Origin of the sequence: Bacillus sp. I-2 (genome assembly GCF_001974945.1) — a bacterium.
Lineage (GTDB): Bacteria > Bacillota > Bacilli > Bacillales > Bacillaceae > Bacillus > Bacillus safensis.
Map to the genome: position 1 here is coordinate 210,277 of NZ_LZRW01000045.1, position 19,641 is coordinate 229,917.

24 protein-coding genes are annotated in these 19,641 nt (G+C 40.9%); 23 read left to right on the forward strand and 1 reads right to left on the reverse strand.

Annotated elements, in window-relative coordinates:
• Positions 1 to 37: 37 nt before the first annotated feature.
• From sleB to fni, 7 genes are all read left to right on the forward strand, one after another.
• On the forward strand, positions 38 to 949 hold the full coding sequence (gene sleB, locus BAE31_RS17540) for a spore cortex-lytic enzyme (RefSeq protein ID WP_041109648.1): 912 nt from the start codon (positions 38 to 40) through the stop codon (positions 947 to 949).
• 16 nt (positions 950 to 965) lie between these two features.
• Positions 966 to 2,315 carry a germination protein YpeB gene (ypeB, locus tag BAE31_RS17545; RefSeq protein ID WP_041109647.1) on the forward strand — a complete coding sequence of 450 codons (1,350 nt, stop codon included), beginning with the start codon at positions 966 to 968 and terminating at the stop codon, positions 2,313 to 2,315.
• Between the two features lie 102 nt (positions 2,316 to 2,417).
• Positions 2,418 to 3,065 carry a flagellar brake protein gene (locus tag BAE31_RS17550; protein ID WP_041109646.1) on the forward strand — a complete coding sequence of 216 codons (648 nt, stop codon included), beginning with the start codon at positions 2,418 to 2,420 and terminating at the stop codon, positions 3,063 to 3,065.
• Positions 3,066 to 3,128: 63 nt separating this feature from the next.
• On the forward strand, positions 3,129 to 3,311 hold the full coding sequence (locus BAE31_RS17555; protein WP_041109645.1) for a YpfB family protein: 183 nt from the start codon (positions 3,129 to 3,131) through the stop codon (positions 3,309 to 3,311).
• 71 nt (positions 3,312 to 3,382) lie between these two features.
• Positions 3,383 to 4,060 (forward strand): (d)CMP kinase, encoded by a 678-nt coding sequence (gene cmk, locus BAE31_RS17560; protein ID WP_024428083.1) that lies wholly within the window; start codon positions 3,383 to 3,385, stop codon positions 4,058 to 4,060.
• A gap of 223 nt (positions 4,061 to 4,283) precedes the next feature.
• On the forward strand, positions 4,284 to 5,435 hold the full coding sequence (gene rpsA, locus BAE31_RS17565) for a 30S ribosomal protein S1 (protein ID WP_024422818.1): 1,152 nt from the start codon (positions 4,284 to 4,286) through the stop codon (positions 5,433 to 5,435).
• Positions 5,436 to 5,449: 14 nt separating this feature from the next.
• Complete coding sequence (fni, locus tag BAE31_RS17570; protein ID WP_076841010.1) at positions 5,450 to 6,505, forward strand: type 2 isopentenyl-diphosphate Delta-isomerase; 1,056 nt, start codon at positions 5,450 to 5,452, stop codon at positions 6,503 to 6,505.
• 17 nt (positions 6,506 to 6,522) lie between these two features.
• Here fni and BAE31_RS17575 read toward each other — a convergent pair whose 3' ends face one another.
• Positions 6,523 to 6,654, reverse strand: a complete 132-nt coding sequence (locus tag BAE31_RS17575; protein ID WP_073206119.1) for a YpzI family protein — start codon at positions 6,652 to 6,654, stop codon at positions 6,523 to 6,525.
• A 129-nt stretch (positions 6,655 to 6,783) separates the two neighbouring features.
• Here BAE31_RS17575 and BAE31_RS17580 point away from each other — a divergent pair, with 129 nt between their 5' ends.
• The 16 genes from BAE31_RS17580 to BAE31_RS17660 all read left to right on the forward strand — a co-directional run bounded on the left by BAE31_RS17580 (position 6,784) and on the right by BAE31_RS17660 (position 19,625).
• Entirely contained in the window at positions 6,784 to 7,377 is a 594-nt protein-coding gene (locus BAE31_RS17580; protein ID WP_422851166.1) for a YphA family membrane protein, read from the forward strand.
• Positions 7,374 to 8,258 (forward strand): YIEGIA family protein, encoded by an 885-nt coding sequence (locus tag BAE31_RS17585; RefSeq protein WP_041109639.1) that lies wholly within the window; start codon positions 7,374 to 7,376, stop codon positions 8,256 to 8,258. Before BAE31_RS17580 ends, BAE31_RS17585 begins: the two co-directional genes overlap by 4 nt.
• A gap of 6 nt (positions 8,259 to 8,264) precedes the next feature.
• Positions 8,265 to 8,459 carry a capping complex subunit for YIEGIA gene (locus BAE31_RS17590; RefSeq protein WP_008344527.1) on the forward strand — a complete coding sequence of 65 codons (195 nt, stop codon included), beginning with the start codon at positions 8,265 to 8,267 and terminating at the stop codon, positions 8,457 to 8,459.
• 159 nt (positions 8,460 to 8,618) lie between these two features.
• A complete protein-coding gene (gene der / locus BAE31_RS17595; RefSeq protein WP_024422815.1) occupies positions 8,619 to 9,929 on the forward strand; it encodes a ribosome biogenesis GTPase Der in 1,311 nt (436 codons plus the stop codon).
• A 14-nt stretch (positions 9,930 to 9,943) separates the two neighbouring features.
• Positions 9,944 to 10,981, forward strand: coding sequence for an NAD(P)H-dependent glycerol-3-phosphate dehydrogenase (locus BAE31_RS17600; RefSeq protein ID WP_041109636.1), 1,038 nt, complete (start codon positions 9,944 to 9,946; stop codon positions 10,979 to 10,981).
• Positions 10,982 to 11,247: 266 nt separating this feature from the next.
• Positions 11,248 to 11,451, forward strand: a complete 204-nt coding sequence (locus BAE31_RS17605; RefSeq protein ID WP_024422813.1) for a DUF2768 domain-containing protein — start codon at positions 11,248 to 11,250, stop codon at positions 11,449 to 11,451.
• 18 nt (positions 11,452 to 11,469) lie between these two features.
• On the forward strand, positions 11,470 to 12,195 hold the full coding sequence (locus tag BAE31_RS17610) for a hypothetical protein (protein WP_041109634.1): 726 nt from the start codon (positions 11,470 to 11,472) through the stop codon (positions 12,193 to 12,195).
• A gap of 205 nt (positions 12,196 to 12,400) precedes the next feature.
• The gene (gene spoIVA, locus BAE31_RS17615) at positions 12,401 to 13,879 is read left to right on the forward strand and encodes a stage IV sporulation protein A (protein WP_008344534.1); all 1,479 of its coding nucleotides are present in this window, start codon (positions 12,401 to 12,403) and stop codon (positions 13,877 to 13,879) included.
• A gap of 374 nt (positions 13,880 to 14,253) precedes the next feature.
• Complete coding sequence (gene hbs, locus BAE31_RS17625) at positions 14,254 to 14,532, forward strand: non-specific DNA-binding protein Hbs (protein ID WP_003215863.1); 279 nt, start codon at positions 14,254 to 14,256, stop codon at positions 14,530 to 14,532.
• A gap of 190 nt (positions 14,533 to 14,722) precedes the next feature.
• Complete coding sequence (gene folE / locus BAE31_RS17630; protein WP_003215789.1) at positions 14,723 to 15,292, forward strand: GTP cyclohydrolase I FolE; 570 nt, start codon at positions 14,723 to 14,725, stop codon at positions 15,290 to 15,292.
• Positions 15,293 to 15,316: 24 nt separating this feature from the next.
• The gene (mtrB, locus tag BAE31_RS17635) at positions 15,317 to 15,547 is read left to right on the forward strand and encodes a trp RNA-binding attenuation protein MtrB (protein WP_008344541.1); all 231 of its coding nucleotides are present in this window, start codon (positions 15,317 to 15,319) and stop codon (positions 15,545 to 15,547) included.
• Positions 15,548 to 15,661: 114 nt separating this feature from the next.
• Entirely contained in the window at positions 15,662 to 16,429 is a 768-nt protein-coding gene (locus BAE31_RS17640) for a heptaprenyl diphosphate synthase component 1 (RefSeq protein WP_041109632.1), read from the forward strand.
• A 3-nt stretch (positions 16,430 to 16,432) separates the two neighbouring features.
• Positions 16,433 to 17,137: a demethylmenaquinone methyltransferase gene (locus BAE31_RS17645; RefSeq protein ID WP_024422810.1), complete on the forward strand. Its 705-nt coding sequence runs from the start codon at positions 16,433 to 16,435 to the stop codon at positions 17,135 to 17,137.
• Positions 17,138 to 17,161: 24 nt separating this feature from the next.
• Positions 17,162 to 18,124, forward strand: a complete 963-nt coding sequence (hepT, locus tag BAE31_RS17650) for a heptaprenyl diphosphate synthase component II (protein WP_041109630.1) — start codon at positions 17,162 to 17,164, stop codon at positions 18,122 to 18,124.
• A gap of 129 nt (positions 18,125 to 18,253) precedes the next feature.
• Entirely contained in the window at positions 18,254 to 18,700 is a 447-nt protein-coding gene (gene ndk / locus BAE31_RS17655; protein WP_024422808.1) for a nucleoside-diphosphate kinase, read from the forward strand.
• 145 nt (positions 18,701 to 18,845) lie between these two features.
• Positions 18,846 to 19,625, forward strand: a complete 780-nt coding sequence (locus BAE31_RS17660; protein ID WP_024422807.1) for a CheR family methyltransferase — start codon at positions 18,846 to 18,848, stop codon at positions 19,623 to 19,625.
• Positions 19,626 to 19,641: the final 16 nt, after the last annotated feature.

The following is a 19,641-nucleotide window of genomic DNA, read 5'->3' on the forward strand; positions in this document are numbered from 1 at the left end:
CATATATTCAAACATCAAAAGTACAGGAGGATCAAATATGGATAAAGCTCGTTTCATGAAACAAATTGTTCTTATCTTCTCAATCGTTCTTCTTGCGTCTTCACTTTTGACAGCCAGTAAAAGTGAAGCATTCACCGGCCAAGTCATCCAGCGCGGGGCAACAGGAGAAGATGTAGTCGAGCTGCAAGCGCGGCTCCAATACAATGGGTTTTACAATGGCAAAATCGATGGCGTCTATGGCTGGGGGACGTACTGGGCCGTTCGCAACTTTCAAAGCCAATTTGGCATGAAGAAGGTCGATGGACTTGTAGGTCAGAAAACAAAAAACTTATTAGTTCAAAAGACGAAATACTACAAAGAGTTTGTTCAAAAGCAGCTGCAGCAAGGGAACCAGTTTACCCATTATGGCGGGAAGCCTCTTGATCAGCAAACAAAGGCTCCTGCGCAAAGAAGTTCGCAAAAAAAGACAGCCCAAGGTACAAACGAAAATCAAAAAAGTCAAAGTGGATCATCTGGGAAGTCTGGCAATCAGTCAGGCAGCCAGCAGGGAAATCAAACACCAAAACAAACAGCAGCCAACATGCCTGGTGGCTTTTCTAGTAATGACATTCAGCTCTTGTCGCAAGCTGTTTACAGTGAAGCAAGAGGTGAGCCGTATGAAGGACAGGTGGCCATCGCGTCCGTTATCTTAAACCGCTTGAACAATCCGACCTTTCCAAATACGATCGCAGGAGTCATTTTTGAACCGCTTGCGTTTACCGCTGTAGCAGATGGACAATTTTATATGACGCCAGATGAAACGGCAAAAAAAGCTGTATTTGATGCAATCAATGGCTGGGATCCATCTGAGAGCGCCATCTATTACTTTAATCCTGATACAGCAACAAGTCCTTGGATTTGGGGAAGACCACAAATTAAACGAATCGGGAAACATATATTCTGCGAATAAAAAGGGGTGTAAATAAATGATCAGAGGAATATTGATTGCTATTTTAGGAATTGCTGTCATCTCAACAGGTTACTGGGGCTATAAAGAACATCAAGAAAAAGACGCCGTGCTGCTTCATGCTGAGAACAACTACCAAAGAGCCTTCCATGATTTAACGTATCAGGTGGATCAGCTGCATGACAAACTGGGCGCAACACTTGCGATGAACAGCCAAACATCCATCTCACCAGCACTTGCAGATGTATGGAGAATGTCATCAGAAGCGCATAACAATGTCAGCCAGCTCCCTCTCACATTGATGCCTTTTAATAAAACGGAAGAATTTCTGGCGAATGTCGGAGATTTTAGCTACAAATCATCAGTCAAATCTTTATCAGATGAACCATTAAATAAAGATACACACAAAACCATTACAGCTCTATATAATCAAGCGTCAGATATCCAAAACGAACTTAGACAAGTGCAGCACCTCGTACTTAATAAAAACTTAAAATGGATGGATGTTGAAATGGCGCTCGCTGACGGCGATCGAAAGAACGACAACACCATCATTGACGGGCTGAAAACAGTCGAGAGAAATGCAGATGCATTTGCAGATGTCGATCTTGGGCCTACAAATGTGTCCACAGAAAAAGAAACACAAGGCTACAATCATTTAAAAGGCGATAAGATTACAAAAAAAGAAGCGATCCGCATTGCACAGCAATTCACACCCGACCATAATCAACATTTTAAAGTGAGAAAAAGCGGCAGCAAAACCAATCGCGACGTGTACAGCTTATCGATGTCTGATCCAGACAGCCATGCAAACTTTTACTTAGATTTAACTGAAAAAGGAGGACACCCAGTCTACCTTCTTCAGAATCGTGACGTGAAAAAACAGAAAATCAGTTTAAATGAGGCATCAGAAAAAGCACTCAGCTTTTTAAAGAAGCAAGGGTTTGACACAGAATCGTTCCATTTAGATGAAAGTGCACAATTTGATAATATCGGTGTATTTACCTATGTTCCTCTTCAGGAAAATGTTCTGCTTTATCCAGATAGTATACGCATGAAAGTCGCATTGGACGATGGTGAGGTTGTTGGGTTTTCAGCGAAGGATTACTTAACGAATCATAAAACACGAGACATTAAAGCACCTAAAATCTCGCAAAAAGAAGCGAAGAAAACATTAAATCAGCATGTAAAGATCGAAGATACTCATTTAGCGATTGTACAAAATGATATGTCAGAGGAAGTTCTGTGCTATGAGTTCCTCGGAACGATAAAAAACGATACGTATCGCATGTTCATTAATGCAGATACTGGAAAAGAGGAACGAGTAGATAAACTAAAAAACGCAGAACCTATATATAAAGACCTATAGAAGAGGAAACGAGGAAAAGGCTAATAAGTCTTTTCCTTTTGTTTTAGACATGGTTTAATATAGGAGAGGATACGATTTCACAGATGAAAAGAGTGATGAGGAATGTTACAAATAGGGGATGCAATCACAATTGAATATGTCAATGAGAACAAAGAAGTGAAAACAGCAAAATCGAAGGTTTTGGAAAATAATAACGATGATATTTGCATTAATTATCCAGCTGATCAAGAAACGGGACGCACCATCTACTTAAACCAGCAAACAGAAATCACCGTCTTCTTTTTTGACGAAAACCAAATTCCATACAAATGTACAAGCGAAGTCATCGGAAAAAGAAAAGAAGATATTCCGATGATTGTCATTTCCATTCCGCCAAAAGAAAAAATGATTCGCCTTCAGCGAAGAGAATATCTGAGAGTGGATACGATGGTCAAAGCTACTATCATGCAAACGGACGAAGAGGCCTTTGAGACGTTTATTGTGAATATGAGTGCTGGCGGCGTAGCAATCTCTGTTCCTGAGGGCGTGTCATTGAAAGAATATGGAGAAGTGGTCACAGAGTTTGAACTTCCCCTAAAAGAGCCCGTGAAAATAAAAGCGGTTGCAGAGATGAATCGAGTATATGAAGATGAACAGTCTGGCAAAACAAGAGCGATCATGGAGTTTTCAGAGATCACAAATGACCACCAGCAGCACATCATGAAATACTGCTTCCAGCAGCAGCTTTTAACACGTGTGAAAAAAGCATAAGAATAAAGGGTGTAAAAAGCTTCCATACTAGAGAGGAAAGAATCTAGCGTGGAGGCTTTTTGTATGAAGACAATGGAAAGATGGTTATTGAAAGTGGTGTTCATTCAGCTTGTTTTATTGCTCACCGTTCAGATCACACTTCATTTGACGAAAGGAGAACTTTTTTTGTCAAAAGTCGTGCAGTATGAGGGTGTGAACAACATGAGCATTGAAGAATGGATTGAAACGTTTAAGCAGAAGGATTGATAGAAAATTCCCCCGTTTGAGCGGTGATCGTGTTACAATTCATAAGGGAGATTCAATCAAGGAGAGGTATTATGAAAAAGAAATTATCTATTGCAATTGACGGTCCTGCAGCAGCAGGCAAAAGCACTGTGGCAAAAATTGTCGCAGCCAAAAAATCATATATTTATATTGATACAGGTGCTATGTACCGCGCGATTACACTTGCGGCACTCAATCAAGGTGTAGACCTTGAAGACGAACAGGCACTTGATTCATTACTGAAAAAAACGGTCATTGAACTAGTAACAACAGACGAGGGTCAAAAAGTCCATCTAAACAACACGGATGTCACAGAGGATATTCGCACAGACCGCGTAAGCAACCAAGTATCGGTTGTTGCAAAGCACAGAGCTGTTCGGGAAGAAATGGTCCGCAGGCAGCAAGAGCTTGGCAAACGAGGCGGCGTCGTTATGGACGGAAGAGACATAGGCACTCACGTACTTCCAGATGCTGAAGTGAAAATTTTCTTGCTTGCATCAGTAGAAGAAAGAGCAAAACGCCGCTTTGAAGAGAATCAGAAAAAAGGCTACGATGTCAATTACGATCAGCTGATCGAAGAGATTGCAAGACGCGATAAGCTTGATTCTGAGCGCGAAGTTTCACCTTTGAAGAAAGCAGATGACGCCATTGAAATTGACACCACTTCCCTTTCTATTCAAGAGGTGGCAGGGAAAATTTTAGATGCAGCAGACCGCGTGGAGAAACAGTAAGAAATTTTAGAAAACTTTTATAAGTTAGAGGTTTATCTCTTGACAAACAAGGTCTTTTATTAGAAGTTTATACTAATACTATTTTTATTGATCATTCAAGCAATTATATTGATTTGAATGTTTCTATAATACATATTCGGCTGGCAATCATCATGCTTAAGACACATATTCGCCCAGTCGTTTTAACTAAGCTGTGTAGGTTTGGACCAAGGAGGTTATCGAAATGACAGAGGAAATGAATCAAATCGATGTTCAGGTACCAGAGGTTGGAGATGTAGTGAAAGGGATTGTTTCTAAAGTTGAGGACAAGCATGTCAATGTAGATATCGTCAATGTGAAACAACCTGGTATCATCCCAATCAGTGAATTATCAAGTCTTCACGTTGAAAAAGCATCAGATGTCGTGAAAGATGGCGACGAGTTAGAGCTTAAAGTAACAAAGGTCGAAGACGATGCTTTGATTTTATCTAAACGTGCTGTTGATGCAGACCGCGCTTGGGAAGACCTAGAGAAAAAGTTTGAAACAAAAGAAGTATTTGAAGCTGAAGTAAAAGACGTTGTAAAAGGTGGTCTTGTCGTTGACATTGGTGTGCGCGGATTTATTCCTGCATCTCTTGTAGAAGCACACTATGTAGAAGACTTCACAGATTACAAAGGAAAAACACTCTCACTTGTCGTGGTAGAACTTGACCGCGAAAAAAATCGCGTGATTCTCTCGCACCGTGCAGTCGTTGAGCAAGAGCAATTAGACAAAAAGCAAGACTTCCTGCAAAAGCTTGAAGTAGGCAGTGTGATTGATGGTAAAGTGCAGCGGCTTACTGATTTTGGTGCATTTGTTGACATTGGCGGCATTGATGGATTAGTTCACATTTCTCAACTATCCCATGCGCATGTTGAAAAGCCATCTGACGTAGTAGAAGAAGGACAGGAAGTCAAGGTCAAAGTACTTGCTGTTGATCGTGATAACGAACGTATCTCACTATCTATTAAAGAAACATTACCAGGACCTTGGAGCCAAATTGGTGAAAAGGTAAAACAAGGTGATGTGCTTGAAGGAACCGTTCAACGTCTTGTGAGCTTTGGTGCATTTGTTGAAATTCTGCCAGGTGTAGAAGGGCTTGTGCATATTTCCCAAATCTCTCATAAACATATCGGCACGCCGCAAGAAGTCCTTGAAGAAGGGCAGACTGTGAAAGTGAAAGTGCTTGATGTGAATGAAGACGAAGAGCGCATTTCACTAAGCATCCGTGATTTAGAAGAAAATCCTGAAAAACAAATCGAAGAGGATTATCGTCAATATCAGGCGAAAGAGGAAAACACAAGCGGCTTCCAGCTTGGTGACCTGATCGGCGATAAACTCAATAAACTAAAATAATTTGGTGATCAAAATTGACGCGAGCAGAAAGAAAGAAGCAGCATATTGAGCATGCGTTGTCCACTGGCCAGCATGCAGCAACAGGTTTAGATGATGTTTCCTTCGTTCACGCCAGTTTACCAGATCTTGCGACATCACAAATTGATACACATACGACAATTGGCGGACTGACTTTCGGTTCGCCAATTTTTATCAATGCAATGACTGGCGGAGGCGGAGAATCCACCTATGAGATCAACCGCTCTTTATCGATCGCAGCGAAGGAGACCAATATCCCAGTAGCAGTTGGATCACAAATGGCTGCACTGAAAGATAAAGAAGAAAGACGAACATATGAAGTCGTTCGTAAAGTCAATCCGGATGGAATTGTATTTGCGAATTTAGGCAGTGAAGCGACAATGAAGCAAGCTCAAGAAGCAGTCAACATGCTCGAGGCAAATATGCTCCAAATTCATCTGAATGTCATCCAAGAGATTGTCATGCCTGAAGGCGATCGAGATTTCAGGGGAGCGCTTGAGCGGATTGCAGCTATCGTTGAATCTGTTGGTGTGCCTGTTGTTGTAAAAGAAGTTGGATTTGGCATGAGCAAGGAGACGGCAGGAAAGTTATTCCAAGCTGGGGTTGCAGCCGTTGATGTAGGCGGATTTGGTGGAACGAACTTTTCAAAGATTGAAAATCTCCGCCGCCAAAAAGCACTTCGTTATTTTGATCAATGGGGAATTCCAACTGCAGCGAGTCTTGCTGAAGTACATACAGCCTTTCCGAATCAAACGATTTTAGCCTCCGGAGGTATTCAAGATGCTCTTGATGTAACCAAATCAATGGCTCTTGGCGCATCTGCTGCTGGTCTAGCTGGATTTTTCTTAAAATCATTGACCAGTGGAGGAGAAAGCGGCCTCATCGCAGATATCATGGAACTTCAAGAAGATATCAAGATGATGATGACAGTGCTTGGCGTGAAGACGATTGAAGAACTGAGACAGGCTCAAGTTGTGATCTCAGGGGAAACAAGTCATTGGCTCAAAGAAAGAGGCGTTGACACAACGTACTATAGTAAGAGAGGCATGTGATGATCACATGCCTTTTTTTATTGATTTCTTTTTCGAGCGCTTTCTGGACCTTCTAATGCTGTTGCACCTTTATGATGAATGGATTGATCGCGGTCAGATTCCACTCTTCTTGACGCCTTTAAACGCTTTTCCTGTCTATCTTTTCCCATCATGTATCCCTCCTCAGGTTATTAGGGTGTCACCTCTTGTTTATTTCATACAAAGCCGGTAACGATCCGCATGTTTAAAAATTGGAGATTTTCCCATAATGTAATTGAGGTGATGAGGCGTTGGAGGCTTTGTACTATTATTGGTCTATATGGTTCGTTTGGATTATGGTGACATTTATCATGGAAAAAAGTTTGTGGCGCAGCGTGCTGGGCATTTGTGTACTTGTCCATATTATATTCAGTCATGTCATGATATCCGTTTTAGATATAAGAATCAATGCGGGATTCTTGATGACTTTTTTATATGCATGTGCCGCTTTCGTCATATTCAGGCCCAGTTACCGAATGATGAGAATCATGCAATTGGGCTCGATGGTGAGCGCGTATGCCTTTTTTATGATATTTGCATTATATGACCCTGTTTGGTTCACGATAATAAAGGTGGATTGGGTCGTATTTGCCCTGCTGATCTTAATGTGTATGACATATGGACAGCCGTTAACGGAACGAATCACCCTATGGATGATGTCAGTATGTCTCGGCGAAGCCCTTTATGCGCTGACGATTCACCGCCTCACATCATCTATTGTCATAGGGGATCTCTCTTTTCTTTCCTTCGTTGTTCAAGGAGCGGTCTTCCTATTAGGTGTCGATCAGCTTGAAAAGCTCTTGAACGCCCGTTCATCAAGAAAATCAGTAAAAGGGGCTGCAAAATCAACATGACAGACTATACGTTTCCTGTGATTATTGGTGTCATCTTTGGGATGGCGGCCAGACTTTACATGTTAAGAACAGATTACCGGCAATATCCTACGTATATTCATGGACAAGTGATTCACATTGCGCTTGGTTTTATTGCATCAGGCTTAGGTGCGATCATTATGCCTGCACTGATTCAGGAGGAATTTACGGCGATTACCTTTCTCACTTTGGCAGCCACGCAATTTCGAGATGTCCGAAATATGGAAAGAAATACGTTAACCCAAATGGATTCGTATGAGCTTGTCTCACGAGGCAGTACATATATAGAAGGCATTGCCATTGCCTTTGAAAGTCGAAATTATATTGCGATTCTCACTGCACTCATTACAACGACAGCCTGTATTTTCTTCTCACTTGTTGTTGGAACAGTGGTCGGTATTCTTTGTTTTTTCATGGCAAAGCTTTTAATGTCAGGCAGTCAATTAAAGGATATCGTCAGCATTCAAAAAGGGGAGCTTCGCTTTGATGGGGCAGGGCTTTATGTGAATGATATATACATTATGAATATCGGGCTGCCCGAAAAGCAAAAACTCATTTTAGAACATGGGATGGGCTTTATTTTGACACCGAAAAATTTCAACTCTGCTACAACGATTGCCAATCTTGGACAGCGGCAAGCGATTTTATTTGATTTATCAAACGTGCTTGGCGTGTACCGCGATTCTGGTGAACCATCGCTCTGTCCGCTCGCAAAACGTGATCTGAATACCGGCACACTTGGTGTGTTCATTTTACCGCAATGGTACCGTGAAGATTTAGCTGTCCGTGTATTAGAAGAGGTGCCTATTTTAGAAAATGCCATAAGAATGCCGACAGATTTCATTAAAAAGAAAGTGAGGTAATAAGGCATGGCGAACACCATTGAACAATTTATATTGGCTGTGGCAACAACAAATAAAGAGCGGGTTATTGGCGGAACAGCGGTTTTTTTCTGTGAAAATAAAGAAGAGCTCGACATGTATGCCATGAATTTAGAGGCCATTTTAGACGGAATTGCACACGGCATTGGAGAAGATCTTTACTTGATTGTCAAACATTTTTAAGTTATTCATTGTGGTCTGATTAAAAATTGATATAATATATAAGTTGAACCCTTCATGTTTGAAGGGTTTATTTCATAAAACTGAATGAAAATTATAAATCCCGGTTGAAACATGATGATGAACATATTGAATCGCGGCTGGATTGAAAGGAAGGGTACTATGGGTAAACCTGTCGTAGCCATTGTTGGAAGGCCCAACGTTGGAAAATCTACAATTTTTAATCGAATCGCAGGCGAAAGAATATCGATTGTAGAAGACACACCTGGTGTAACAAGAGATCGAATCTATAGCTCTGCTGAATGGTTAAATTATGACTTTAATTTAATAGATACTGGTGGAATTGATATTGGAGATGAGCCATTCTTGGCGCAAATTCGCCATCAGGCAGAAATCGCAATGGACGAAGCAGATGTCATTATCTTTATGGTGAATGGCCGAGATGGCGTGACATCTGCGGATGAAGAAGTCGCAAAAATTTTATATCGCACGAAAAAGCCAGTTGTACTTGCTGTCAATAAACTGGACAACCCTGAAATGAGAAGCGACGTGTATGACTTTTATGCACTCGGATTTGGCGAGCCGTATCCGATTTCTGGAACACACGGATTAGGACTTGGTGATCTGCTTGATGCAGTGGCAGAACATTTTAAAAATTTACCGGATACGCAATATGATGAAGAAGTTGTCCAGTTCTGCTTAATTGGCCGTCCGAATGTAGGGAAATCTTCTTTAGTGAATGCGATGCTCGGAGAAGACCGCGTCATTGTCAGCAACATCGCTGGTACAACAAGAGATGCTGTCGATACGATGTTTACGTACAATCAGCGTGACTTTGTCATTGTTGATACAGCAGGTATGAGGAAAAAAGGGAAAGTATATGAAACAACAGAGAAATACAGTGTGCTTCGTGCATTAAAAGCCATTGACCGATCTGATGTTGTCGCTGTTGTACTTGACGGCGAGGAAGGCATTATTGAGCAGGATAAACGAATTGCTGGCTATGCACACGAAGCTGGTAAAGCTGTTGTCATCATTGTGAACAAATGGGATGCTGTTGAAAAAGATGAGCGCACGATGAAGGAATTTGAGCAAAACATCCGCGAGCATTTTCAATTCCTTGATTATGCACCTGTCTTGTTTATGTCTGCTCTTACGAAAAAGAGAATTCATACATTAATGCCGTCCATTATCACAGCAAGCGAAAACCATGCAATGCGCGTTCAAACCAATATTTTAAATGATATCATCATGGATGCGGTGGCGATGAATCCAACGCCGACCCATAACGGACAGCGCCTAAAGATTTACTATGCAACACAGGTGGCCATTAAGCCTCCTTCCTTCGTTGTGTTTGTCAACGATCCAGAGCTTATGCACTTTTCTTATGAGCGTTTCCTAGAAAACCGCATTCGAGATGCATTTGGTTTTGAAGGAACACCGATTAAAATATTTGCGAGAGCGAGAAAATAAAAAGGGTGAGCAGGATGAAGAAAATTTCAGTACTTGGAGCAGGCAGCTGGGGAACAGCTCTTGCGCTTGTATTAGCTGATAATCATCATGATGTACACATGTGGGGACATAGACAAGAGCTCATTGATCAAATCAATGAGAAACATGAAAATCATGATTACTTGCCAAATGTCGAACTGCCAGCGTCTATTCAGGCGACAACCGATATGAAGCAGGTTTTAGAGGGGACAGAGGCGGTTATTGTCGCTGTGCCAACAAAGGCCATTCGTGAGGTATTGAAGCAGGCAAATGAGTTGATCTCATCGAAGGTGCCATTTGTCCATGTCAGTAAGGGAATTGAACCAGATACACTTCTTAGAATTTCTCAAATGATTGAACAAGAAGTCCCTTCTGAGAAAAGAGAGGCTGTCGTTGTCCTATCAGGGCCGAGTCATGCAGAAGAAGTAGGTCTGCGTCATCCGACAACTGTCACTGTCTCGTCAGAAAATATTGAAGCAGCTCAATTTGTTCAAGATTTGTTCATGAACAATCATTTTAGGGTGTACACCAACCCTGATGTGATTGGGGTGGAAATTGGCGGCGCATTGAAAAATATCATTGCTCTAGCGGCTGGGATCACAGACGGACTTGGATATGGAGACAATGCAAAAGCGGCGCTTATCACTAGAGGACTCGCTGAAATCGCACGTCTTGGCACAAAAATGGGAGGGAATCCCCTTACATTTGCCGGATTAACAGGCGTTGGCGATTTGATTGTGACATGTACAAGTGTTCATTCGCGTAACTGGCGCTGCGGGAATTTACTCGGTAAAGGATATAAGCTCGAAGAAGTGCTTGAAAAAATGGGCATGGTTGTAGAAGGCGTCCGCACAACAAAAGGCGCTTATCAGCTCTCCAAAGAATACAAGGTCAGCATGCCGATTACAGAGGCTCTTTACGGCGTCCTGTTTGAAGGGAAAAAGGTGGACGATGCTGTAGAATCATTGATGGCACGTGTGAAAACACATGAGATGGAAGACCTTGTGAACATGTTTGAAAACCAAACAAAATAAAAGGAAAGACTGAACTTAGGCATGTAGAGGATGCAAGAAGGGGAAGACTTGCATAACATAGCAATGAAGTTTGAATAGAGCTTTGCCTCTACAGAATGAGGAAAATAGTCGATCCAATGACTGAAGCAGAGTCCCCCTCTTTGCTTCAGTTTTTTTATGCGCTTTTTTCTGAATGATTGGAAAAATGATTGATATTTACCTTATTTTTGGTTTAAAATGAAATATAAACGCTTACAATTCGTTCGTTTTGAAGGGGGACAGGCACGATGAGTTTTGCTTTAATCAAGATGTGGTTTGCGCTTGGTTCAATGGGGCTCATGTTTTTAGCCGTAGTAACCATTTATCTCAGCAGGTTTAAGCTGAAAAGCAAATTTCTTAAAATAACGGCCTCGACCGTTGCATACAGCTTGATGCTGATATCAGGTATCATTGTGTTTTTAGTTGTCTTTAGCGGACCGGTCAATGAATAAAGAAAAAGGAAGAATATGATGATCAAAGCAAAAGTCAGTGTCACACTGTTAGCATTTATTTTATTAACAGGATGTCTGTATCCAGAAAATCGCAAAGCTGAGAACCGGGTGCCATACGAAGAGCAGCTGCAAAGTGTACAGACAGCGATTGAGGAATTTCAAAAAGCAACAAATGGTCTTTTGCCTATAGAAACGAAAGAAGCAGACACGCCGGTTTATCAGAAATATGTCATCGACTTTAAGCGCTTGTCACCAAGATATTTACACGATGTACCGTCTACATCTTATGAAGGCGGGGGCGAATATATTTATGTCCTCACAGACGTCGAAAAGAAACCCACTGTGAAACTGCTTGATGTCAAAATGACACAGACCATCAATGAATTACGGCTTAGAATCAAGATGTATCAAGATGAACATACATATCCGCCATACGGCAAAGTCGTATCAGCCAATTTATATACGTTAAATGAAAAAAAACTAGGATTAAAATCGTCGCCTGCGGTGATAAGTCCTGTGACAGGGAATTCCCTCCCACTACTGATTTCATCAAACGGTGACATCTATGTGGACTACCGCAGTGATTTTGCTCACATTTTGAAGAATACGAAGCAAAAGCTGAAACCAGGTGAAAACATTCAAGATGTATATTGGCAGGAAACCCCGTTTGTACCCGCGTTTTCTGTCCCATATACCATCAACAAAAAAGGTGAGCCTGCCTTTTTAGAAAAAAAGACGTCATAAACAAGAATGAACCTTTTTCCTCTGCATATAAATGAGGAGAAAGGTTTTTTTTATGGCTAAACTTACTCTCAAAACAAAAAGGTGTCATATTCAAATAGGACAACGTCATACACATATATTGTCCAGACACCTTTCAAGCACAGTTTGATTGAAGAATAGAGTATTTCATTTGAAAACGAGGATAGCAAGTCCGGGAGGGGATCACTTGGAAAAAGTCGATATTTTCAAGGATATCGCTGAACGAACAGGAGGCGATATATATTTAGGAGTCGTTGGCGCTGTTCGTACAGGGAAATCTACGTTTATTAAAAAGTTTATGGAGCTCGTGGTGCTCCCGAATATCAATAATGAGGCAGATCGTGCAAGGGCACAGGATGAATTGCCGCAAAGCGCAGCAGGAAAAACCATTATGACCACAGAGCCTAAATTTGTACCGAATCAAGCAGCATCAATTCACGTGAGTGACGGTCTTGATGTCAACATCAGGCTTGTCGATTGTGTGGGATACACTGTCCCTGGTGCGCGCGGGTATGAAGATGAAAATGGCCCAAGAATGATCAATACGCCGTGGTATGAAGAGCCAATCCCGTTTCATGAAGCAGCGGAAATTGGTACACGCAAGGTCATTCAAGAGCATTCAACAATAGGTGTAGTGATTACAACAGATGGTTCCATTGGAGAAATTCCAAGACATGATTATATTGAATCTGAAGAACGTGTGATTGATGAACTCAAAGAGGTTGGAAAGCCGTTTATTATGGTCATTAACTCTGTGAGGCCATATCATCCTGAAACAGAAGCGCTCCGGCAGGAACTTAGCCAAAAGTATGATATTCCAGTACTCGCCATGAGCGTAGAAAGTATGAGAGAGCAAGACGTACTCAGCGTTCTTCGTGAAGCATTATATGAATTCCCAGTCCTAGAGGTGAATGTGAACCTGCCAAGCTGGGTGATGGTGCTAAAAGAAGATCACTGGCTGAGAGAGAGCTATCAGGATTCAGTAAAGGAAACTGTAAAGGATATTAAAAGATTAAGAGATGTCGACCGTGTCGTTGGTCAATTCAGTGAATTTGATTTTATCGAAAGAGCGGGTTTAGCAGGAATTGAAATGGGTCAGGGGATTGCGGAGATTGACCTGTATGCGCCAGATGATCTATATGATCATATTTTAAAAGAAGTGGTTGGTGTAGAAATTAGAGGAAAAGACCATCTTCTAGAGCTGATGCAAGATTTTGCTCATGCTAAGACAGAATATGATCAAGTATCAGACGCATTAAAAATGGTGAAGCAGACTGGTTACGGGATTGCAGCGCCAGCGTTGTCCGATATGAGTTTAGATGAGCCAGAAATCATTAGGCAGGGATCAAGGTTCGGCGTGAGATTAAAAGCGGTCGCTCCATCTATTCATATGATCAAAGTAGATGTAGAGAGCGAATTTGCACCGATTATCGGAACAGAAAAACAAAGTGAAGAGCTCGTCCGCTACTTAATGCAAGACTTTGAAGATGATCCGCTTTCGATCTGGAATTCAGATATATTTGGCCGCTCCCTCAGCTCCCTTGTCAGAGAAGGCATTCAAGCGAAGCTGTCTCTCATGCCGGAAAACGCAAGATATAAGCTGAAGGAAACGCTTGAAAGAATCATTAACGAAGGATCAGGCGGTTTGATCGCGATTATTTTATAGCAAGTGAGACCTCTCATTGATGGGGTCTTTTTTTTGCGTGTAGAATGAGTCATAAAAAGACAATTGTATAAAGATTAGTCAGATTCAGGCTGAAATTAGGAATATTCGTTCGCAAAAGTGCCCTTAATCCTTGACGAATAAGGATTCTTCCCTTTAAAATGCTTGATATGGTATTTCATATGTGTTAATCTACTTACAGAAAATCTTCACTTTGTTGGACAAACATTCCTTCAAAGAGACGTTTTCTAATGAAAAGCCATGTATAACGCTTTCTAGACGCTCTTTTTTTCTGAAAAAGGGTATAGAAAGAAGACGAATTGTGAAGAAATGATAACAATCTACTGAATGCATATTTTTGGGAGGAGGTGAAAGGCATGAACAAGACAGAACTTATTAACGCGGTTGCTGAAGCAAGCGAGTTATCTAAAAAAGACGCGACAAAAGCAGTTGATTCTGTTTTTGATACAATTTTAGATGCACTTAAAAATGGTGACAAAATCCAACTTATTGGTTTTGGTAACTTTGAAGTACGTGAGCGTTCAGCTCGTAAAGGACGTAACCCACAAACTGGTGCAGAGATCGAAATCCCTGCAAGCAAAGTACCTGCTTTCAAACCAGGTAAAGCACTTAAAGACGCGGTGGCAGGTAAATAATCGTTATGTGTAATGATCCTGTTGAAGGAGTTATACATATACAGTTTCACACTGGTCTAGAAAAGCCCCTTTCATAAGGGGCTTTTCCTTTTGAATCAAAAGGTTCGTTTAGAACGCTCTCCTTTGCTTTTAGGATCTGAAGTGTGCTAGAATCTGAATGAAATGTAATCGCCTTTGGAGGATATAATACATGAGTGAAATAAATAAAGAATTAATCGAACACGCAGTACGCGATATATTAAAAGCAATCGGAGAAGATCCGGATCGTGAAGGACTTCTTGATACCCCAAAACGAGTCGCAAAAATGTATGAAGAAGTGTTCTCGGGATTAAATGAAGATCCAAAAGAACATTTTAAAACCATTTTTGGCGAAGACCACGAAGAACTCGTCCTTGTAAAAGATATTGCTTTCCATTCAATGTGTGAACACCACCTTGTGCCTTTCTACGGGAAAGCCCATGTCGCTTATATTCCGCGCGGAGGAAAAGTAACGGGACTTAGTAAGCTGGCAAGAGCTGTAGAAGCCGTGGCTAAACGCCCGCAGCTTCAGGAACGCATTACATCAACCATTGCAGATAGTATGGTGGAAACACTTAATCCGCATGGCGTGATGATTGTCGTTGAAGCAGAGCATATGTGTATGACTATGCGCGGAGTGAAAAAGCCAGGCGCTAAAACAGTGACCTCAGCAGTCCGCGGCACATTTGCAAATGATGCAGCCGCAAGAGCAGAAGTGCTTTCCTTTATTAAAAACGACTAATTCAATAGATGGAAGGTGAACAAAATGAGTGAAAATAAAGCATCTGATTTTGTGGTGATTAAAGCCATTGATAATGGTGTAAACGTCATCGGCCTGACAAGAGGCTCTGATACAAGATTTCACCATTCCGAGAAACTCGATAAAGGTGAAGTGATCATTGCACAATTTACTGAGCATACGTCAGCGATCAAAGTAAGAGGCGATGCTGTCATTCAAACAAGCTTCGGCGAAATTCAAAGCGAAGCAAAGAAATAAAGAACTTGTAGCACTTGATAGCATAAAAGTGAGAGCTGATATGGTATAATAAATCTCTATACAATGTGCAGGTCTACATATGAAACTGTAATTTTTGGGACAAGGGTGATATCTTTGCAAGACATCTACGGAATTTTATCTAATCTAAATATAAAATTAAATAAAAAGCTTTCTCATCCTTATTTGGCGAAGCATTTACGCGCACCACTCATCGATGAAGATAAGCTCCTTCTTTTTCATGCAATGTTTGAAGAAGCTCAAATTGATGCAGAGAAAAAAGAAAATTATATTTTAACGGCGATGCTTGTGCAAATTGCCCTTGATACCCATGACGAAGTCACAACTGCTGCAGCCATCAAGCAAGACGAATTCAAAAATCGTCAGCTGACCATCCTGGCAGGAGACTATTTCAGCGGTCTCTATTATTCTCTTCTCTCTGACATGAAAGACATTTATATGATCCGCACGCTCGCTACGGCGATCAAAGAGATCAATGAACATAAAATTAGACTGTATGACCGGTCCATTCAAGATGCAGCGCACTTTTACAAAAGTGTAGCTACAGTTGAATCTGCGCTTTTCCAAAGGATTTCTGAGCACTTTCAATTAACGCATTGGAATGAGATTGCAAGTCGTTTTCTTGTTTATAAACGCTTCATGAAACAAGCAGAAAATGACAAACATTTAAAACTTTTTTTGAACGATCGTTATACGGACGCCTATTCATGTTTTGACAATTTTGAGAATGAAGGCTATGAAAAGGCCAAACGACCGATCAAGGAGCATCTTGTGTCATTTCCGGTCGTTCAAAAAGAGCTATTAAATCGCTTGGATCATATGAAAAATGAGCCTGCGTACCATCAGAAAGTGGAAGAAGGGTAAGTCATGCAGCAATCAAAAGAACAGCGAGTACACGGTGTATTTGAAAAAATTTATAAAAACTATGATCAAATGAACTCTGTCATCAGCTTTAAACAGCATAAAAAATGGCGCGATAAAACAATGAAACTTATGAATGTGCAAAAAGGGTCTAAAGCATTAGATGTATGCTGCGGGACAGCCGATTGGACAATTGCGCTTGCAGATGCTGTTGGGGAAAAAGGCGAGGTCAAAGGCCTTGATTTTAGTAAAAACATGCTGAGTGTTGGAGAAACGAAGGTGAAGACTGGGGGCTACAAACAAATTGAATTGCTTCATGGCAATGCGATGGAGCTCCCTTTTGAGGATAACTCATTTGATTATGTCACCATTGGTTTTGGACTTAGAAACGTTCCTGATTATTTAACGGTGTTAAAGGAAATGACAAGAGTAGTGAAGCCTGGCGGAATGGTCGTCTGTCTTGAGACTTCACAGCCTGAGATGATCGGTTTTAAACAGGGCTACTACATCTATTTCAAATACATTATGCCGCTCTTTGGTAAACTGTTTGCCAAAAGTTATCAGGAGTATTCATGGCTTCAAGAATCAGCCAAAACGTTCCCTGGTATGAAAGAGCTGGCGGCTCTATTCGAAGAGGCCGGGTTGTCTGATGTCTCGTATCATCCATTTACAGGCGGTGTAGCAGCAACACATATCGGAAAGAAGCTTTGAATAAACGATATTTGGGTGAAGATAATGAAACTAAAAGCAATGATCTCTTTTTTAAATCATGATATCGATATAATTGAAAAAGAGCTTGAACAAACAGTTCGCTCTGATTATGCATTATTAAGTGAAGCAGGTCTTCATTTGCTGCAAGCGGGCGGAAAACGAATCCGCCCCGTTTTTGTTCTCCTTTCAGGCATGTTTGGTGACTATGACATTAATAAAATTAAATATGTTGCCGTTGCCCTCGAGCTGATTCATATGGCATCACTTGTTCACGATGATGTTATTGATGATGCAGAGCTGAGAAGAGGCAAACCAACGATAAAGGCAAAATGGGATAACAGAATTGCCATGTACACAGGGGATTATATGTTTGCGAGATCACTTGAATACATGACAAAAATCAATCACCCAATGGCACATGAAATTTTGTCAAAAATGGTCGTCGAGCTTTGTCTTGGTGAGATAGAGCAAGTGAAAGATAAATATAATATGGAACAAAACCTCCGTACATATTTAAGAAGAATCAAACGAAAAACAGCCTTGCTCATTGCAGGCAGCTGTCAATTAGGCGCCATTGCAGCAGGTACAGATGAAAAAACACATAAAGCCCTCTATTGGTTTGGATACTATGTCGGCATGTCTTATCAAATCATTGATGATGTCCTTGATTTCACATCAACTGAAGAAGAGCTGGGCAAGCCTGTCGGAGGAGACCTTTTACAAGGGAATGTCACACTCCCAGTCTTATATGCACTGAAAAATCCGACACTAGAAGGTCAATTGAAGCTGATCAATAGTGAAACGACGGAGAAGCAGCTGAAGCCTGTCATTGAAAGCCTCAAACAAACAGATGCGATCGACCGCTCGATGCGAGTGAGTGAAATGTATTTGAAAAAAGCTTTTGAACAGCTCGACAAACTTCCTCGAGGACGTGCGAGAACGTCACTCGCCTCCATTGCAAAATATATTGGGAAACGAAAATTCTAATCAACGTGATGTTGATTGGTTTTTTTGTGAAATTTTTTGTCAAAAATTGATTATTATAAAAAAAAATGATACGATCACTTTGTAACAATGTAAGCCTATACATACATAACGACGGGGTGGAAAACGTATATGGACAAAACATTTCTTATGGTCAAACCTGATGGTGTGGAAAGACAATTAATCGGTGACATTGTGTCAAGATTCGAAAAAAAGGGGCTTCAGCTTGTTGGTGCAAAACTAATGAGTATTCCAAAGGAAGTAGCAGAAACCCATTACGGAGAGCATAAAGAAAAACCGTTTTTCGGGGAATTGGTTGACTTTATTACGTCAGGACCTGTATTTGCAATGGTATGGCAAGGTGAACAGGTAGTAGACGTGACAAGACAGATTATCGGCAAAACAAATCCAAAGGAAGCGCTTCCAGGCACAATAAGAGGAGACTATGGATTGACTGTTGGGAAAAACATTATCCATGGGTCAGACTCACCAGAAAGTGCTGAAAGAGAAATTAACTTATTCTTCAAACAAGAAGAACTCACAAGCTGGGATCAAACCATCTCAAGCTGGATTTATTAAGATTCAAGCCAAGGTGTTCATCTAATGAGCACTTTGGCTTTTTTTATATTGAACTTTCTACACGAAATTTCGCATGAGAAGATACAAATTTTCGATAAAAACAGCTATACTAGGACAAAGATAGATGAGACAGGAGAGGACATTGATGGATCCATATCAAGTATTTGTTGGAAAATGGAAAAAACTAACCGGGGTTGATCTAAATTTATATAAAGAAGCACAAATGAAACGGAGATTAACATCACTTTATGATAAAAAAGGATATAAAGATTTTGAAGCATTCGCGGCCGCGCTTGAAAAGGACAGAGCATTATTAGATGAGACGATGGACCGCATGACGATTAATGTATCAGAATTTTACCGAAACTATCAGCGCTGGGAAGTACTTGATCAAAAAATCCTGCCGCTGCTTTCGAAAAATGGCGGCACCTTAAAGATTTGGAGTGCAGCATGTTCGACAGGAGAGGAGCCATATACACTCTCCATGCTGCTGTCAAGCCATCCTCTTGTGAAAGACTTCCAAATTATTGCAACTGATATTGATGATAAAGTTCTGCAGTCAGCTCAAAAAGGCAGATACCATGAACGCTCTCTGCAAGAGGTGCCAGATCATATCAAGCAAAAATATTTCACAAAAGAAGATTCTTCATTTTACACTGTGAAGGATGAGGTTCGAAAGCATATTCAATTTAAGAAGCACAACCTTTTAGCAGATCCATATGAAAAACAGCTTGACCTCATCGTCTGCCGAAATGTACTGATTTACTTTACTGAAGAGGCAAAAGAAGAAATTTACTTAAAAATGAGCAGCAGTTTAAAACAAAATGGCGTATTATTTGTTGGTTCTACAGAGCAAATTTTTCATCCAGAAAAGTTTGGACTGACATCTGCTGATACTTTCTTTTATCAAAAGAAGGGTATGTAGCTGACTTTTTAGTAGC

What these genes read in the sequence shown, in the direction of transcription:
- BAE31_RS17550 (WP_041109646.1), top strand. Translation starts at nt 2,418, where the DNA reads ATGTTACAAATAGGGGATGCAATCACAATTGAATATGTCAATGAGAAC.
- mtrB (WP_008344541.1), top strand. Translation starts at nt 15,317, where the DNA reads ATGAGTGAAAATAAAGCATCTGATTTTGTGGTGATTAAAGCCATTGAT.
- BAE31_RS17605 (WP_024422813.1), top strand. Translation starts at nt 11,248, where the DNA reads ATGAGTTTTGCTTTAATCAAGATGTGGTTTGCGCTTGGTTCAATGGGG.
- ypeB (WP_041109647.1), top strand. Translation starts at nt 966, where the DNA reads ATGATCAGAGGAATATTGATTGCTATTTTAGGAATTGCTGTCATCTCA.
- ndk (WP_024422808.1), top strand. Translation starts at nt 18,254, where the DNA reads ATGGACAAAACATTTCTTATGGTCAAACCTGATGGTGTGGAAAGACAA.
- BAE31_RS17555 (WP_041109645.1), top strand. Translation starts at nt 3,129, where the DNA reads ATGAAGACAATGGAAAGATGGTTATTGAAAGTGGTGTTCATTCAGCTT.
- der (WP_024422815.1), top strand. Translation starts at nt 8,619, where the DNA reads ATGGGTAAACCTGTCGTAGCCATTGTTGGAAGGCCCAACGTTGGAAAA.
- BAE31_RS17660 (WP_024422807.1), top strand. Translation starts at nt 18,846, where the DNA reads ATGGATCCATATCAAGTATTTGTTGGAAAATGGAAAAAACTAACCGGG.
- sleB (WP_041109648.1), top strand. Translation starts at nt 38, where the DNA reads ATGGATAAAGCTCGTTTCATGAAACAAATTGTTCTTATCTTCTCAATC.
- hepT (WP_041109630.1), top strand. Translation starts at nt 17,162, where the DNA reads ATGAAACTAAAAGCAATGATCTCTTTTTTAAATCATGATATCGATATA.
- hbs (WP_003215863.1), top strand. Translation starts at nt 14,254, where the DNA reads ATGAACAAGACAGAACTTATTAACGCGGTTGCTGAAGCAAGCGAGTTA.
- BAE31_RS17590 (WP_008344527.1), top strand. Translation starts at nt 8,265, where the DNA reads ATGGCGAACACCATTGAACAATTTATATTGGCTGTGGCAACAACAAAT.
- folE (WP_003215789.1), top strand. Translation starts at nt 14,723, where the DNA reads ATGAGTGAAATAAATAAAGAATTAATCGAACACGCAGTACGCGATATA.
- cmk (WP_024428083.1), top strand. Translation starts at nt 3,383, where the DNA reads ATGAAAAAGAAATTATCTATTGCAATTGACGGTCCTGCAGCAGCAGGC.
- BAE31_RS17645 (WP_024422810.1), top strand. Translation starts at nt 16,433, where the DNA reads ATGCAGCAATCAAAAGAACAGCGAGTACACGGTGTATTTGAAAAAATT.
- BAE31_RS17610 (WP_041109634.1), top strand. Translation starts at nt 11,470, where the DNA reads ATGATCAAAGCAAAAGTCAGTGTCACACTGTTAGCATTTATTTTATTA.
- BAE31_RS17600 (WP_041109636.1), top strand. Translation starts at nt 9,944, where the DNA reads ATGAAGAAAATTTCAGTACTTGGAGCAGGCAGCTGGGGAACAGCTCTT.
- BAE31_RS17585 (WP_041109639.1), top strand. Translation starts at nt 7,374, where the DNA reads ATGACAGACTATACGTTTCCTGTGATTATTGGTGTCATCTTTGGGATG.
- rpsA (WP_024422818.1), top strand. Translation starts at nt 4,284, where the DNA reads ATGACAGAGGAAATGAATCAAATCGATGTTCAGGTACCAGAGGTTGGA.
- BAE31_RS17575 (WP_073206119.1), bottom strand. Translation starts at nt 6,654, where the DNA reads ATGGGAAAAGATAGACAGGAAAAGCGTTTAAAGGCGTCAAGAAGAGTG.